Here is a 14,540-nt window from a genome sequence, read left to right on the forward strand (position 1 = left end):
TTCGGGAGAGAGCAGATGCGACGACTATGGCTCGCGGTGACGATGCTCGTGCCGCTGCTGTTGACGGGCTGCGGCTATAACCGGCTCCAGGCGCAGGACGAACAGATCAAAGCGAGTTGGGCCGAGGTCGTGAATCAATATCAACGGCGAGCCGATCTCGTGCCGAACCTCGTCAATACGGTGAAAGCGTTCGCTCAGCAAGAGCGCGACGTACTCACGCAAGTCACCGAGGCGCGCGCGCGGGTCGGCTCGGTGCAAGTGACGCCCGACGTGCTCGACAACCCCGAGGCGTTCGCGCGATTCCAATCGGCTCAGGGGCAATTGACGGCATCGCTTTCGCGTTTGCTCGTCGTCTCGGAGCGTTACCCGCAGTTGAAATCGGATGCGAATTTCCGCGACTTGCAGGCTCAGCTCGAAGGCACAGAGAACCGCATCACGGTTGCGCGCAATCGATATATTCAAGCCGTGCAGCAATACAACACGACGGTGCGTTCGTTTCCTTCCAATTTGACTGCGAAGTGGTTCGGATTCAAAGAAAAGCCGAGCTTTTCGGTGGCGAACGAAGCGGATATCGCAAAGCCGCCGCGTGTCGATTTCGGCGCGCCGCCGGCCGGCTCGAAGCCCGCTTCGGCAGGAATGCCCAATTGAACATGCTGCGCACATGGTTGGTTCGTCTCGTTGCGGGCATCGCGCTCGCCGGTGCTTGCACGGCGGGCGCGCAAGTGCTCGTGCCGCCGCTGACGGCCCGTGTGACGGATGAGACGGGCACGTTGACGCCTGAGCAAAAGAGCGCGCTCGAGCAGACATTGGCGCAGTTCGAGCGACGCAAAGGTACGCAAATCGCCGTCTTGATCGTACCGACGACGCAACCGGAGACGATCGAACAATATTCGCTGCGCGTCGTCGAGCAATGGAAGCTCGGACGCCGTGCCATCGACGACGGCGCATTGCTGATCGTGGCCAAGAACGATCGCACGCTGCGTATCGAAGTGGGTTACGGCTTGGAAGGTGCGCTGAACGACGCGGTCAGCAGCCGGATCATCCGCGAGATCATCGTGCCGCGCTTTCGCGAGGGCGATTTTTACGGCGGCATTGCCGAGGGTGTCAATCGGATGATCGGCGTAGCCGACGGCGAAGCGCTGCCGCCTCCAAAAAGTGGAGCGGGGCGCGAATCGTCCGATCTATGGCGCCTTGCGCCGATCGTTTTCATGCTCGCGGTCGCGCTGGGCGGTGCACTGCGTGCGATCTTCGGCCGATTGCCCGGCGCGGCGATCGCCGGCGGCGGGGCGGCGTTGGTGGCGTGGTGGTTGACGTCGGCGCTCTTCGCAACCATCGCGGCGGGCCTGCTGGCATTCGTGTTCACGCTGGCCGGGACGGGGTTGGGCGGCTATGTCGGCACCTATGGGTTCGGCCGGCGCGGCGGGTCGGGCGATAGGAACGGCGGATTCCACGGGGGAGGCGGTGGCTTCGGTGGCGGCGGCGCATCGGGGAGGTGGTGACAATGAACGCCCGGCGTATCGTTCGACATTTGCTGACCACGCATTCGACGCTTTCGCGCGCATTCGATCGGGACACGTTGCGCTCTATCGAAGCGGCGGTGGTGTCGTGCAACGCGCAGCACGTGGGCGAAGTGTGCTTCGCCGTCGAAGGCGCGCTCCATAGCGCGGCGTTGCTACGCGATCAGTCGCCGCGAGAACGCGGGATCGAGGTGTTCGCGCAGCTTCGCGTATGGGATACCGAGTACAACAACGGGGTGTTGATCTACGTGCTTCTCGCCGACCGGGCCGTGGAGATTGTGGCGGACCGTGCGGTTCATGCCCGGGTCGGCATCCAAGAATGGCAAGCGATTTGCGACGCAATGCAGGCGGCGTTCGGTCGCGGCGCGTATCGTGATGGCGCGCTAAACGGTATCCGTGCGGTCGGGCAGCACCTGCAACGACATTTCCCGGTAAGCGGACCGGGCCGCGATCCGATGCCGAGCGTGCACGTGATTTCTTGACGGAGCGCCGCCCAACATCTTCACGTGGACCGGCCTCGGGGGTAGGCCGTTTTCACGAGTCGCATCATAGATGCCGGTAAACCTGATCGGCAAACGTCCGTATTACCTCTTCATTGCGCGAGAGAAACATCCATTGTCCGACTCGCGTCGAGACGAGGAGTTTCGCTTCGACGAGAACGGCGAGGTGCGCCGATACAGTCGACTGAGAGCGTCCACTGCGTGTCTGGATTGTGTGCGCAGGCACGCCGTGGCCGAAATCGACATAGCCCGCCGGAAACGCATCGGCCGGAGACTTCAACCACACCAGGATATTTCGCCGTAGCGGACTGGCGAGTGCCTTGTGAATTCGATTTGCGTTGATCATTGCATCTTGTCGTTGTTTGCCCGCTTCGCTCATGGTTTCAACCTAGCGGTTTCAATAGCGTTTTGGCGATCGTCCGCACGGCGCTTTCTCCAAGATCCTCACGCACGAACGACAACGCTAAGTGGATCCCGGCACTCGCGCCGCCCGACGAATAGAGGTTGCCATCTTTCAGGCAGCCGGGGCTGGAGATGACGTGCACGTGCGGATATTCGTTTGCGAGGCGGTGGGCGTCGCGCCAATGCGTGGTGAGCCAGCGACGGTCGGCGAGGCCCGCGCGAGCCAATAGGAACGCACCGTTGGAAATGCAGGCGAGTCTGCGCGTGGTAGGCCCGGAGTTCCTGAGCCATGCGACGAGTTCGCGATGCTCACCAGGCGAACTCATGGCAGGAGAGCCCGGCACCACGACCGCGTCGAATGGCGCGTGCGTTTCCAACAGACATAGCGTCGTACCCACAGCCGTGCCATTGGAAGACACGACGGGCCCAGGCGAGGGACCGACGAGATGCGGTTCGTAAAGTGCCTTGCCGGACAGGCGATTGGCTTCATGAAGCACGTCCATTGGCCCGCTGACCTCGAGCAGTTGGAATCCCGTATAGAGCATCATCGCGACACGCATGCGCCGTTACCCGGCAAACGCCTGCTCGACCAGCGCGGATTGCCGAGCCGCGTGCGCGGAGTGGTAGCCGGGTGCGGTCGACGCGCCGGCACCGGGACCGGCGTAGCGCAGGGTCGCGCCCGCAGGCAAGAGGTCGCGCAGTTGCGGCTCGACGAAACTCCATGCACCCTGGTTGCGCGACTCCTCCTGGCACCAGACGACGGTCTTCAGGTTGGTGTAGCGCGCGAGTTCGGCGGCCAGTTCTCCTGCGGGGAACGGATAGAGCTGCTCGAGACGGATGATCGGCGTATTGCTCCCTGTCGCACGCCGATGCTCGAGCAACTCGAAATACACCTTGCCCGTTGCCACGATAGCGCGCTCGACGCGTGATGTCTCCCGAGCCTCGATCTGGGTTTCCGGCAGCACTTCGTGGAATTCTCCCTCGCTCAGCGCTTCCAACGTGCTGACCGCTTCAGGATGCCGCAGCAACGACTTTGGCGTCATGACGATGAGCGGGCGTCGAGCGGCGGCGAGCCCTTGCTTGCGCAGCAAATGGAAAAGCTGCGCGGGCGTGGTGGGCTGAGCGACGCGCATGTTCTCCTGCGCGCTTAGCTGCAGGTAGCGTTCGAGTCTCGCCGATGCGTGCTCTGGCCCCGTGCCTTCCTGCCCGTGAGGCAGGAAGAGTGTGAGTCCGCTGCGTTGCCCCCACTTTGCGGCGCCCGCTGCGATGAACTGGTCGATCACCACCTGCGCGCCGTTTGCGAAGTCGCCGAATTGCGCTTCCCAGATCACCAAGGCGTCCCGGTTCACTGTCGTGTAGCCGTACTCGAACGCGAGCACGGCCGACTCGGAGAGAATGGAGTTCGTCACGCTGAAGCGGCCTTGCTTCGTCGTGCCTGCTTCGCCGATATGATCGAGCGGAATATGCACGCCCTCCGGCCGGTTCACTCGCGTTTGATCGTGCAAGACGGCATGGCGATGATTGAAGGTCCCGCGTGCGCTGTCCTGCCCGCTTAGTCGCACGCCGACTCCTTCGCCGAGTAGCGACGCGAACGCCAGATGCTCTCCCATGCCCCAATCGAGCGGACGTTTTCCGGCGGCCATTTCCCGGCGGCTCGTCATCACTTTCTTGACGAGAGGATGCAGCGCGAAGCCTTCCGGAACGTTCGATATCCGATGGGCGAGACTGCGCAGCCTTTCGGCTGAAGGCGTAGTGTTCGCGATTGCAGCGGTACTAAGCCGCGGCGCGTGCGCCTGCCGATCGGTGGGCGCATCGGAGCCGCCGGTTTCTTTGGCTTGCTCGAGAAGCTCGCGGCGCGCATCGAGGTAGCCTTGGGCTTCGTCGGCTGTCACCACGCCTTGTTGAATCAACTTGCGCGCATAGAGCGTCCTGACGCCAGGATGACTTGCGATCGCGCGATACATCATCGGTTGCGTGATGCTCGGGGTGTCCTGTTCCTGGTGTCCGTATCGCCGGAAGCACACGAGATCGATCACGACGCTCCGCTGGAATTCGGTTCGATAGTCGAGGGCCAGGCGCACTGCCATCGCGACGGCTTCCGGGTCGTCGCCGTTCACGTGCAAGATCGGCGCCTCGATCATCTTCGCGACGTCCGTGGTGTAGAACGACGAACGCGCATCGCGCGGGTCGGAAGTCGTGAACCCGATTTGATTGTTGACGACGACGTGTACCGTGCCGCCTGTACCGTACCCGCGTGTGTAGGACAGGCTCAAGGTTTCCATCACGACCCCTTGGCCGGACATCGCCGCGTCGCCGTGAATCTCGACCGGCAGAACCTGGGCGCCGTCGGTGCTGCCCAGGGCCTCGCCCTTGGCGCGCGCCATGCCTTGCACGACCGGGTTCACGATTTCCAGATGCGATGGATTGAATGCGAGCGTCACGTCGACCTGGCCATCAGGCGTATCGACCTGACTGGCGAAGCCCTTGTGATATTTGACATCGCCGGCGAGAAGGCTTTCCGGATCTTTGCCGTCGAATTCGTCGAACAGCGTGCGCAGCGGCTTGCCCACGGTATTGACCAAAACATTCAGGCGTCCGCGATGCGCCATGCCCATCACCACTGAACGAACCTTCTTCGACGCGCCGTACTGCACGATTTCATCGAGCAGCGCGATCAACGATTCCCCGCCCTCGAGCGAGAATCGCGTTTGTCCGATATAGCCCGCGTGCAGGTACTTTTCGAAGCCTTCGGCTGCGGTCAGTCGTTCGAGCAGTCTGCGCTTTTGCGCAGGCTGCAGCGATGGTGTCGCGCGTGTGGATTCGAGCCGCATTTGCCACCAGCGTCGCTGCTCAGCGTCCGTGAGGTGCATGAACTCCGCGCCGAGCGTGCCGGTGTACGTCTGCTCCAGCGCCGTGACGAGTTGTTGCAGCGTAGCGTCGTCGTCGAACAGGAACGTGTCGGCGGTGCTGAATTTCGTCGACATGTCCGCGGCTGTGAGCCCATAGTAGGCCGGTGTCAATTCGGCGTACGCACGGGGCGGCATCCAGGCCAGCGGCTCGAGATTGGCCGCGCGCGTGCCGATCATCCGAAACGCGGCGATGAGAGACTGTACCGCGACTTGCTTGCGTGCAAGGGCAAGGCCGGAGTCGGGGGCGAGGGCGCCATTGGGCCGGACGGCCAGGCCCACCGGCTGCTTGGCCAGTTCGACGAAGCTCGAAATGACCGGAGCATGCGGCTGGTCATCGCGATCGCTGCCGTCCATAGCAGGTGTTTCACGCAGTGCATCGAACCACGTCCGCCATTCAATGGCGACCGCATCCGGATCGGCCAGGTATGCTTCATACTGCTCTTCGATATAAGGGGCGTTGCCCCCGAAGAGGAAAGAGGTTTGACGTTCCTTCAACATGTTCAGTCTGCCCTTGGTCGGTGCGCGGCCCGGCATCGTCCGCGATAGGTGAGTGACGGCAATAACGCCTACCGGGTACGCCCGGGTTGCCTGTCGAGCCGCAATCGTGAATACAGTCTAGTGACGGGGACCCGCGAGGGAAATGCGCGCGTGGTGCTGCGGCCTGCCAATTAATGAACGTTTTGGGCCACGCCCGCCGAATCGCCCCCCGTTGCCGCCGCCATACGACTCGGCGCGTTCGGCGACGACTTGTTACACGGAAGCACAAGACTTTTTCCTAGGACAGGCGGCACTCGATGCGGGCGATGCATTAAGCTGCGCCAGCGTGCTCGTTAGGGCAGTAAGTTATGAAACGCAAACGTTGCTATCACCAGTGAAGGTCACGGCATGAAAGTCGCCATTGTTGTATTCGATGGTGTGCAGGCGCTAGATGTTGCAGGCCCACTCGACGTGTTTGCGGAGGCGAACGCTTTCCTCCCGGACCATCAGCGCTATGAGGTGACGCTCGTCGGCCGGGAGGCGGGCGTCGTAACGTGCTCGAACGGCATGCAGCTGGCGGTTTCGCTCGGCTATGCCGATGGCGACGCTCAATGGGATCTGCTGGTCGTAGCGGGAGGTCCGAAGTTGCCCGACATGCATCCGTCAGACGATCTGCTCGCCTGGCTGCAAAAGCAGGCGAGCTGCGCAAGCCGCTTCGGGTCCGTTTGCAACGGCGCATTCGTGCTGGCCCGCGCCGGCCTTCTGGATGGCAAGGATGTTACGACCCATTGGTCGGACGCCGGCCGTCTCTCCGACGAATTCCCGCAGGCCAACGTACAGCCCGATCGGATTTTCGTTCGGGACGGACGGCTATTCACTTCTGCGGGCGTCACCGCAGGTATCGATCTGTGCTTGGCGCTCGTTGCGGAAGATTGGGGCCACGAATTGGCCGTGCGCGTAGCGAAACGCCTCGTGGTGTACATCCAGCGCGAAGGCGGCCAATCTCAGTACAGTCCGTATATCGGGGCCGGCAAGGACGAGGACACGATACTCGGCAAGGTGTATCGATACGTGAGCGAGCACATCACCGATACCCTCTCGATCGAGGTGCTCGCTAATGCGGCCGCGGTTAGCCGCCGCACCTTGTCGCGCGTATTTTCGAAACACGCGAAGGTCACGCCTTCCATATTCGTCGAGCAGGTTCGCGTCGATTCTGCTAGAAAACTGCTCGAAGAGACGGACGTCCCACTCAAGACAGTGGCGTTCAAATGCGGTTTTCATAGCGCCACGCATATGCGCACGACGTTCTCGCGGCGCCTGAATGTCACGCCAAAGCAATATCGCCTTCGTTTCAGGGGGGAGGCGAGTGCGTAGCGGCGGCTATGCGGCGGGGCAAGCGAACGCAGCTGCGGCCCAACATCTTCCCGACCTCATTGCGCCGGGCTTATCGGTACTGTTTTGTGGAATCAATCCCGGTATGAGGGCGGCATCGACGGGACATCATTTTTCGGGCAGGGGGAATCGGTTCTGGAGAGTTCTCCATCGAGCTGGGTTTACACCCGAAGAAATGAGCCCGGAGCACGACCGTCGATTGTTGGAGTGCGGCTTTGGCCTGACGACGGCCGTCTCGCGGGCGACGGCACGCGCGGACCAATTGTCGAGCAAGGAGATCCGGGCCGCTGCGGCGCAGCTCGAACAGAAAATCCAACGATATGCGCCGAGGTTCGTCGCCTTTCTCGGCAAGATAGCGCTCGCCGAAATCTCCGGCAAGCGCGATATCCGGTGGGGATTGCAAACCGGCAGTTTCGGTGGCGCACGCGTCTGGGTCTTGCCCAATCCGAGCGGCCTGAACCGGTCGTTCGACTTCGACGCGCTCGTGGCCGCCTACCGCGAGCTTCGAGTCGCGGCCGCGTGCTAGTGCTTCCCGACGGCGATTGGCGCGTATCCGCATAAAGTTCCGACGCAAGGGCCTGGCAACATTCTTGTACAAGATGGCCCAAAACCAAACCGGCCCGGGCTTTTCGTAATCCAGCTCATCTCTGACAATAAAGCTCTCGGCAGACGGCAGGAATTGGCGGCCTTCCGACGAAATTCCATATTAATCAGTAATCCTAAGTTAATCCGATTCGACCATGACGACAGTGAACCCTTTGACGGATGGAACGGGAGCGGCCACGATTTTGATGTCGCCGGATCGAAGCTCCGCGCGGCCCGAATCCGCACCCGCGGCCACTGAGTTTACGACCCGGATTGCTGTGGGACTGATCGGCATGTTGTTCGCTTCGTTGCTGGCCATTCTCAACGAGCAAGTTACCGCTGCGGCGATGGCCGATATTCAGGGGGCGCTGCTGATCGGACATGACGACGGAACTTGGCTGACCGCGCTCTTCGAAGCGGCCAACGTGGCCACGATGGCGTTTGCGCCATGGTTCGGCGTGACTTTCACGCTGAAGCGGTTCACGATGGGGGCGGTACTCGCCACCATGCTTTTCGGATTGCTGTGCCCGCTTGCGACGAATCCGGCGATGCTCTATGTCTTGCGCATCTTGCAGGGAATCGCGGGAGGGTGTCTGCCTCCCATGCTCATCATCGTCGCGTTGCGCTATTTGCCTGCGAAATTCAAGCTGTATGGCCTCGCAGGCTATGCGCTCACCGCTACCTTCGGTCCCGCGCTCGGCACGCCGTTAGCCGCATTGTGGACGGAGTTCGTCGACTGGCGCATGGCGTTTTGGCAAGTCGTCCCGCTCGGCGTGCTGTGTTGCATCGCAATCCAGAAGGGGCTTCCGGCCGACACGGCGAAGCTCGAACGGTTTCGGTCGTTCAACTGGATCGGTTTCGTCACCGGCTTCCCCGCGTTCGCCATGCTCGTGACGGGGCTCTTGCAGGGCGACCGCCTCGACTGGTTCGGATCGGAGTTGATTTGCGCCATGTTTGGCGGCGGGGCGCTACTGCTCGTGATATTCCTCGTCAACGAATGGTTTCAGCCCGTGCCGTTTTTCAAGCTCCAACTGCTTGCCCGCAGAAATTTCGCGCATGGGCTCGCGACGTTGCTCGGGACCGTGACGTTGCTGGTCGGCCTGGCGGCGATACCCGGGCAATCGCTTGCCGCCATTCATGGTTACAGGCCGCTGCAGACTGCACCGCTCTCGTTGTTACTCGCGGTCCCGCTGCTCGTGACGCTTCCGTTGACGTCGGCATTCTTGAATACGCGGCGCGCCGATCATCGTTGGGTGATCGCGACAGGCCTGTCCCTGATGTTCGGGACATGTGTCATGGGTAGCTTCATGACGTCCGATTGGATTCGCAACAATTTTTATCTGCTGCAGTCGCTGCAGATCGTCGCGCAGCCTATGGTGATTATGTCGATTCTGATGGGGGTCACGACCGGCTTGCCGCCAACGGAAGGTCCGTTCGCCTCGGCGATGTTCAACACCGTGAAGACGTTTTCCGCCGCCATCGCTACGGCTTTGATTCAGGCAATGGGGACCGCACGCGAGCACTTTCACTCGAACATGCTCGTCGACCAGTTGGGAAACCGTACTGCCGCCATGAGCTCCGGCGTCTACGGGCACGATGCGTTGGGGCAACTTGCGCATCGCGTCCACGAGCAAGCCCTCGTACTGACATTTGCCGATCTTTATCGCGTGATGGCATGTGTTGCCATCGCTCTTCTTTTCCTTGTTCCTGTGCTGCCGGTGCGAATTTTCCCGCCGTGGAGCACGACACCCTCTTCGAAGTGAGGATCGCTTTTCATGTCGACAACCCACCCAAACCCAACGTCCATATCATTCAGTCGCAAGTGGTTCCGTGTTGCCGGAGTCGCCATCGGCATCGGTGCCATTGCCTGCGCGTGCACGAGGCTATTTTCGCTGTCCAATACGGAATCGACGAACGACGCTTACGTCTCCGCGGATTTCACGCTCGTCGCGCCGAGAGTCGCGGGGCAGATCGCGCAGGTCTTGGTAGACGATAACGAGAGTGTGAAGGCCGGGCAGTTGCTGGCGCGCATCGACGACAGCGATTACCGCGCCCAATTGATGAGCGCCAAGGCGGAAGTGGCGGGCGCGACGGCATCGGTTGCGAACTTTGACGCTCAGATCTCACGGCAACCCTCGCTGGTCGAGCAGGCGCGCGCTACGCTGCGCTCCGACGAGGCGTCGATCGTCTTCGCGCGGGCGAACGCCGCACGCTACCAGAGTCTTTCCTCGGCCGGCGCGGGGACCGCGCAGGAGCAACAGCAGACGTCGAGCGCACTCGACGTGCAACTGGCACGGCAGGCGCGCGATCAGGCGGTGCTGACTGCCACCCAGCAGAATTTGGATGTCCTGCGCACGGAGAGGGACAAGGCAGTGAGTGCACTGGAACACGCGCAAGCCGGGCTCGAGCAGGCGAAGCTGAACCTCGGCTACACGGAGATCCGCGCGCCCATCGACGGCAAGGTGGGACGCCGGTCGGTACGGGTCGGCACATTCGTCACGCCGGGCACGCCGGTACTCGCGATCGTGCCACTTTCGCAGGTGTACGTGGTCGCCAATTTTCAGGAGAACCAGATTACGAACATGCGGCCGGGCGAGCGCGTGCGCGTGACGGTCGATAGCCTGCCCGGCGTGGTGATTCGCGGCCGGATCGACAGCCTGGCGCCGGCGACTGGCTTGAGTTTTGCGCCGATCGCACCGGACAACGCGACGGGTAACTTTACGAAGGTCGTGCAGCGCGTGCCGGTCAAGATCGCAATCGATCGCGGGCAGCCGGCCGCGGCGGCATTGAGCGTCGGGCTTTCGGTGGAAGCGGAAGTGGCGGTTGGCCGGGGCGCGCAAGCGAGGGCCGAGGGAGCGGAACGAAAATGAACGCGAGCCGATACTCTATCCACGCGATTGGCCTCGCGGCCCTCGCATGCGTTGCAATTGCAGGTTGCACGGTCGGCCCCGATTTCGAGCCTCCAAAGTCGAGCACGCCGGAGGTTTTCAACCGCACGCAGACCGCGCAGGCACCGAGCAAAGCCATTGAGGCTCGATTTGATCCGCAATGGTGGACACTTCTCAACGACCCGGTATTGAACGGTTTGGAAGCGCGATTGGCCGACGCGAGCCTGGACGTGGCAGCCGCCTCCGCGCGCCTGCTGCAAAGCCGGGCGGTGCTCCGCGTGGCCGGGGCAGCCGAATATCCGACGCTCGCAGGCACCGGATCGTACGACCGGGAGCGCGGCAGCGAAAACGGTATTCTTTCGTTGCTTGGCGTGACGCCAGCCGAGAGTGAGCCGCTGTCGGCTTCGGGTAGTGCGCCGCTCGGCGTGGCGGCAATGCCGGGCGCCAAAGGTTCTCCGGCTTACAATCTTTACCAAGTTGGCTTCGACGCTTCGTGGGAGATCGATCTCTGGGGGCATGTGCGCCGCAGCGTGGAGGAGGCGAAGGCGCTTTCGCAAGCTTCGTACGAAGACCGGAACGCGGTATTACTCAGTGCGCGGGCGGAACTTGCCCGGGACTATATCGAACTGCGCGACACGCAGAAACTCGAGCAGATCGCGAAGCAAAATCTGGCCATCGCCGACGACGCCTTGAATCTCACGAAGTTGCGCGCGCACGAAGGTGTCACGACGAATCTCGACGTTTCGAATGCTTCGGCCCAGGTCGCCAATATCGAAAGCCTGATTCCCACCCTCGAATCGCACTCGGAAACGACGATCAATGCGATCGGCCTGCTGCTCGGCGAAGAGCCGGGCGCGTTGCGGCAGACGCTCGCCGCAACGCAAGACGTGCCCGTGCTTCCGGCTCGGATTCCGATCGGTTTTCCGTCCGAACTCGTGCGGCGCCGGCCCGATATCCGTCAGGCGGAGGCGCAACTGCACGCGGCCACCGCCTCGATCGGTGTGGCGAAGGCGGACTTTTATCCACGCATCATGCTCAACGGAAGCGCGGGTTTCCAAAGCCTTCAACTCTCGAGTCTGGCCAGTTGGGCATCCGGACAGTTCGTCGCCGGTCCTTCCATTACGTTTCCCATTTTCGAAGGCGGCCGCTTGAGCGGGACGCTCGAGTTACGTAAGGCGCAACAGCGCGAGGCCGCGATTGCCTACAAGAAGACCGTGGTTCGGGCGTGGCGAGAGGTGGATGACGCGCTGATCGTGTACGACGCCGAACAGCGTCGCCGCGACCGGCTGGCCGAGGCCGTGTCCATGAACGAGCGCGCGCTCGCGGTCGCGCGGGCGCGATACAAGGCCGGCGCGCTCGACTATCTCGATGTATTGAACGTGCAGAAGCAGTTGCTCGAAGCACAGAGCAATCTCGAGCGAAGCCGGGCTGCGGCGGCTACGAATCTCGTTACGCTCTGCAAAGCGCTTGGAGGTGGATGGGAGTCGACCTCCGGCGGTTGAGGCTGCGCACGGATCTCGATGCCCGATGGGATACGAAGCGCTCGCTCGTCCCATTAGGCCGCGCCGACGTTGACGAGTTCGCTCGCGGTGCGCTCGCGCAGGCGCGACGACGCGAAGTCTAGAAACGCGCGCAGCTTCAGCGGCAGAGGCGCTTGCCCCGCATGCACGAGATTGACGGGTAGCGGGGCTGTTTCGAAAGCGTCGAGCACGACGTGAAGTTCATTGGCGCGCACGGCGCGTGCGACTTGATAAGACAACACGCGCACGAGCCCCACGTCGAGGATTGCAGCTTCGATAGCGGCGTCCGCTGTATTCACGGCAAGCCGCGAATGAACGGGCACCGACTGCTCCGACTTGCCGGAGCCAAAGGTCCATGCGCGCTGGGAGGCGAGGGCCTCGAACGTAATGCATTCGTGGCGGACGAGGTCCCCGGGCTTAGCCGGCAGACCGCGCTTCGCTAGATAGTCCGGGCTCGCGCAAACGACCCGGCGCACCATGCCGACTCGCGTTGCGACCAACGTGCTGTCGGGCAACTCGCCGATACGCACCGCCACGTCCGCGTGTTCATCCATTAGATGAACGACACGGTCGGTGAGCACGAGATTGATGTCGATCTCCGGATACTGCGCGAGAAACTCCGCCACGACCGGCACCACGTGCAAGCGGCCGAACGCCACGGGCGCGGTGACGACGAGTTCGCCTTTGGGCGCGGCGTATTCGCCTGTTGCGGCGCGCTCGGCCTCGCCTATCTCCTCGAGAATGCGGCGGCATGCAGCCACATACGCGCTGCCGGCCTCCGTCAATGATAGCTGTCGAGTCGTACGGTGAAACAGACGCGTTTTTAGGTGCGCTTCCAGTTCTCCCACCTTGCGGCTGACCGATGCAAGCGGCATGTCGAGGCGCCTTGCGGCAGCCGAGAGACTGCCTGCGTCGGCGACCGAAACGAGGATGGCCATGGCTTCTAGGCGATTCATCGACCCTATCGAATATTGGAAGGATGAATCTCGATCGTGAGGGATTCTCTTTGCAAATGCAAGCGCGTAACGTTCCGTCTCAATCCGGGTCGCGGCAATTCGCAGCAACCCCGAAGCAATTCAGCGAATAAGGAGATCGTCGTGAAGGGCGTACCCGACTCAACCGCAAGCCCCGTGTCCGCCGTTGCATCGCGCGGCAAGATCGTGATGATGGCGATTATCGCGGGAGCCGTGATCACCAATATCTATTGCACGCAGCCGATATTGCCGCTGATTGCGGCGGGGCTGCGGGTCGACGTAACAGCAGTCGATCTCGTCGCCGGTGCGGCGCTGCTCGGCTTTTCGACGGGGCTCGCGCTGCTGTTGCCGCTGGGGGACCGCTTCGACCGGCGCAAGCTCGTGCTTATACAAATCGCGCTTGCACTCGTTTTCGCCGTAGCGTCGGCGCTCGCTCCCGGAATCTGGCCGCTGATCGCGGCTTCGTTTGCGCTAGGCATCGTAAGCTGCGTGCCGCAGCAACTCGTCCCTTTCGCCGCCGTGATGTCTTTGCCGAGCGAGCGGGGACGCAACGTCGGCACCGTCGTGAGCGGGATCATGGTCGGTATTTTGGTCGGCCGCACCATCGCCGGGGTGATCGGGGCCCAGTGGGGCTGGCGTGCGGTGTACGGCGCGGAAGCCGCGTTCATGGTGCCGGTATTCATTGCCGCCGCCGCGCTGTTGCCGAAGGGCGTGCCCTCCACCCAGCTTACGTACGGACGTCTGCTCGCTTCTCTATGGCCGCTCGTTCGCGACAATCGCCCGATTCGTGAGTCGATGATTATCCAGGCGTTGTTGTGGGCGTGCTTCAACGCCTTCTGGGTCAACCTCGCCGCGCTGCTCAAGAGCGGACCGTGGCATCTCGGAAGCGCCTGGGCGGGCGGGTTCGGCATTATCGGCGCGGCGGGCGCATTCGCTGCATCGTTGGGCGGCAACGCTACGGATCGTATGGGTTTTCGCAAGGTGATCGGTGCCAGCATCGGCGTTGCAACGCTCGCTTATGTGATTCTGTCCGGCGCGGCTACGTCGCTCGCTGCACTGATCGTGGGTGTCATCGTGCTCGATATCGGCGTGCAGTCCGGGCTCGTATCCAACCAGACTCGCGCATTCTCGGTCGATCCGAAAGCACAAGGCCGGATCAATAGCCTCTACATGACGGCCACGTTCTTCGGCGGCGCCATCGGCGCAACGGTCAGTGGCTGGCTCATGAGCCGCTTCGGCTGGCCGGGCATCGTAATGTTCGGTGTCGTGCTGGGGATTTTGGCTTTCGCTATCCACTGGATCGGCGCGCCGCGAGCTACCGCGAGTGCGATTGCTTCGAGCGCGGATCGATTGAAGGCCGAGCGCTGATCGTACGG

At 62.4% G+C, this 14,540-nt stretch carries 13 protein-coding genes; 9 read left to right on the plus strand and 4 right to left on the minus strand.

Annotated features, from left to right (window positions below):
• Positions 1-15 precede the first annotated feature (15 nt).
• From C0Z18_RS17350 to C0Z18_RS17360, 3 genes are read left to right on the plus strand one after another with little or no spacing between them, the layout of a single operon-like run.
• Positions 16-648, plus strand: coding sequence for a LemA family protein (locus C0Z18_RS17350; protein ID WP_102646656.1), 633 nt, complete (start codon positions 16-18; stop codon positions 646-648).
• A gap of 2 nt (positions 649-650) precedes the next feature.
• Complete coding sequence (locus tag C0Z18_RS17355) at positions 651-1,499, plus strand: TPM domain-containing protein (protein WP_102646657.1); 849 nt, start codon at positions 651-653, stop codon at positions 1,497-1,499.
• A 2-nt stretch (positions 1,500-1,501) separates the two neighbouring features.
• On the plus strand, positions 1,502-1,999 hold the full coding sequence (locus tag C0Z18_RS17360; protein ID WP_102646658.1) for a TPM domain-containing protein: 498 nt from the start codon (positions 1,502-1,504) through the stop codon (positions 1,997-1,999).
• 64 nt (positions 2,000-2,063) lie between these two features.
• Here C0Z18_RS17360 and C0Z18_RS17365 read toward each other — a convergent pair whose 3' ends face one another.
• Genes C0Z18_RS17365 through C0Z18_RS17375 form a run of 3 tightly spaced genes read right to left on the minus strand, consistent with a single transcriptional unit; the run spans position 2,064 to position 5,826 of the window.
• A complete protein-coding gene (locus C0Z18_RS17365) occupies positions 2,064-2,363 on the minus strand; it encodes an ArsR/SmtB family transcription factor (RefSeq protein ID WP_102646707.1) in 300 nt (99 codons plus the stop codon).
• Positions 2,364-2,400: 37 nt separating this feature from the next.
• Positions 2,401-2,979: a GlxA family transcriptional regulator gene (locus C0Z18_RS17370; RefSeq protein ID WP_102646659.1), complete on the minus strand. Its 579-nt coding sequence runs from the start codon at positions 2,977-2,979 to the stop codon at positions 2,401-2,403.
• A gap of 6 nt (positions 2,980-2,985) precedes the next feature.
• On the minus strand, positions 2,986-5,826 hold the full coding sequence (locus tag C0Z18_RS17375; RefSeq protein WP_102646708.1) for a 2-oxoglutarate dehydrogenase E1 component: 2,841 nt from the start codon (positions 5,824-5,826) through the stop codon (positions 2,986-2,988).
• Between the two features lie 387 nt (positions 5,827-6,213).
• Here C0Z18_RS17375 and C0Z18_RS17380 point away from each other — a divergent pair, with 387 nt between their 5' ends.
• The 5 genes from C0Z18_RS17380 to C0Z18_RS17400 all read left to right on the plus strand — a co-directional run bounded on the left by C0Z18_RS17380 (position 6,214) and on the right by C0Z18_RS17400 (position 12,172).
• The gene (locus tag C0Z18_RS17380) at positions 6,214-7,179 is read left to right on the plus strand and encodes a GlxA family transcriptional regulator (protein ID WP_102646660.1); all 966 of its coding nucleotides are present in this window, start codon (positions 6,214-6,216) and stop codon (positions 7,177-7,179) included.
• Positions 7,172-7,723: a G/U mismatch-specific DNA glycosylase gene (gene mug, locus C0Z18_RS17385; RefSeq protein ID WP_233217356.1), complete on the plus strand. Its 552-nt coding sequence runs from the start codon at positions 7,172-7,174 to the stop codon at positions 7,721-7,723. The genes C0Z18_RS17380 and mug overlap by 8 nt, the downstream gene beginning before the upstream one ends.
• Positions 7,724-7,937: 214 nt before the next feature.
• Positions 7,938-9,545, plus strand: a complete 1,608-nt coding sequence (locus C0Z18_RS17390; RefSeq protein ID WP_102646662.1) for an MFS transporter — start codon at positions 7,938-7,940, stop codon at positions 9,543-9,545.
• 12 nt (positions 9,546-9,557) lie between these two features.
• A complete protein-coding gene (locus C0Z18_RS17395) occupies positions 9,558-10,652 on the plus strand; it encodes an HlyD family secretion protein (protein WP_102646663.1) in 1,095 nt (364 codons plus the stop codon).
• The gene (locus C0Z18_RS17400) at positions 10,649-12,172 is read left to right on the plus strand and encodes an efflux transporter outer membrane subunit (protein WP_102646664.1); all 1,524 of its coding nucleotides are present in this window, start codon (positions 10,649-10,651) and stop codon (positions 12,170-12,172) included. Before C0Z18_RS17395 ends, C0Z18_RS17400 begins: the two co-directional genes overlap by 4 nt.
• Before the next feature lie 53 nt (positions 12,173-12,225).
• Here C0Z18_RS17400 and C0Z18_RS17405 read toward each other — a convergent pair whose 3' ends face one another.
• Complete coding sequence (locus C0Z18_RS17405) at positions 12,226-13,146, minus strand: LysR family transcriptional regulator (RefSeq protein WP_102646665.1); 921 nt, start codon at positions 13,144-13,146, stop codon at positions 12,226-12,228.
• Positions 13,147-13,287: 141 nt separating this feature from the next.
• On the opposite strand from C0Z18_RS17405, the gene C0Z18_RS17410 reads away from it, so the two are divergent.
• Positions 13,288-14,532 (plus strand): MFS transporter, encoded by a 1,245-nt coding sequence (locus C0Z18_RS17410; protein WP_102646666.1) that lies wholly within the window; start codon positions 13,288-13,290, stop codon positions 14,530-14,532.
• Positions 14,533-14,540: the final 8 nt, after the last annotated feature.

This window comes from Trinickia dabaoshanensis, from assembly GCF_002879885.1.
GTDB lineage: Bacteria > Pseudomonadota > Gammaproteobacteria > Burkholderiales > Burkholderiaceae > Trinickia > Trinickia dabaoshanensis.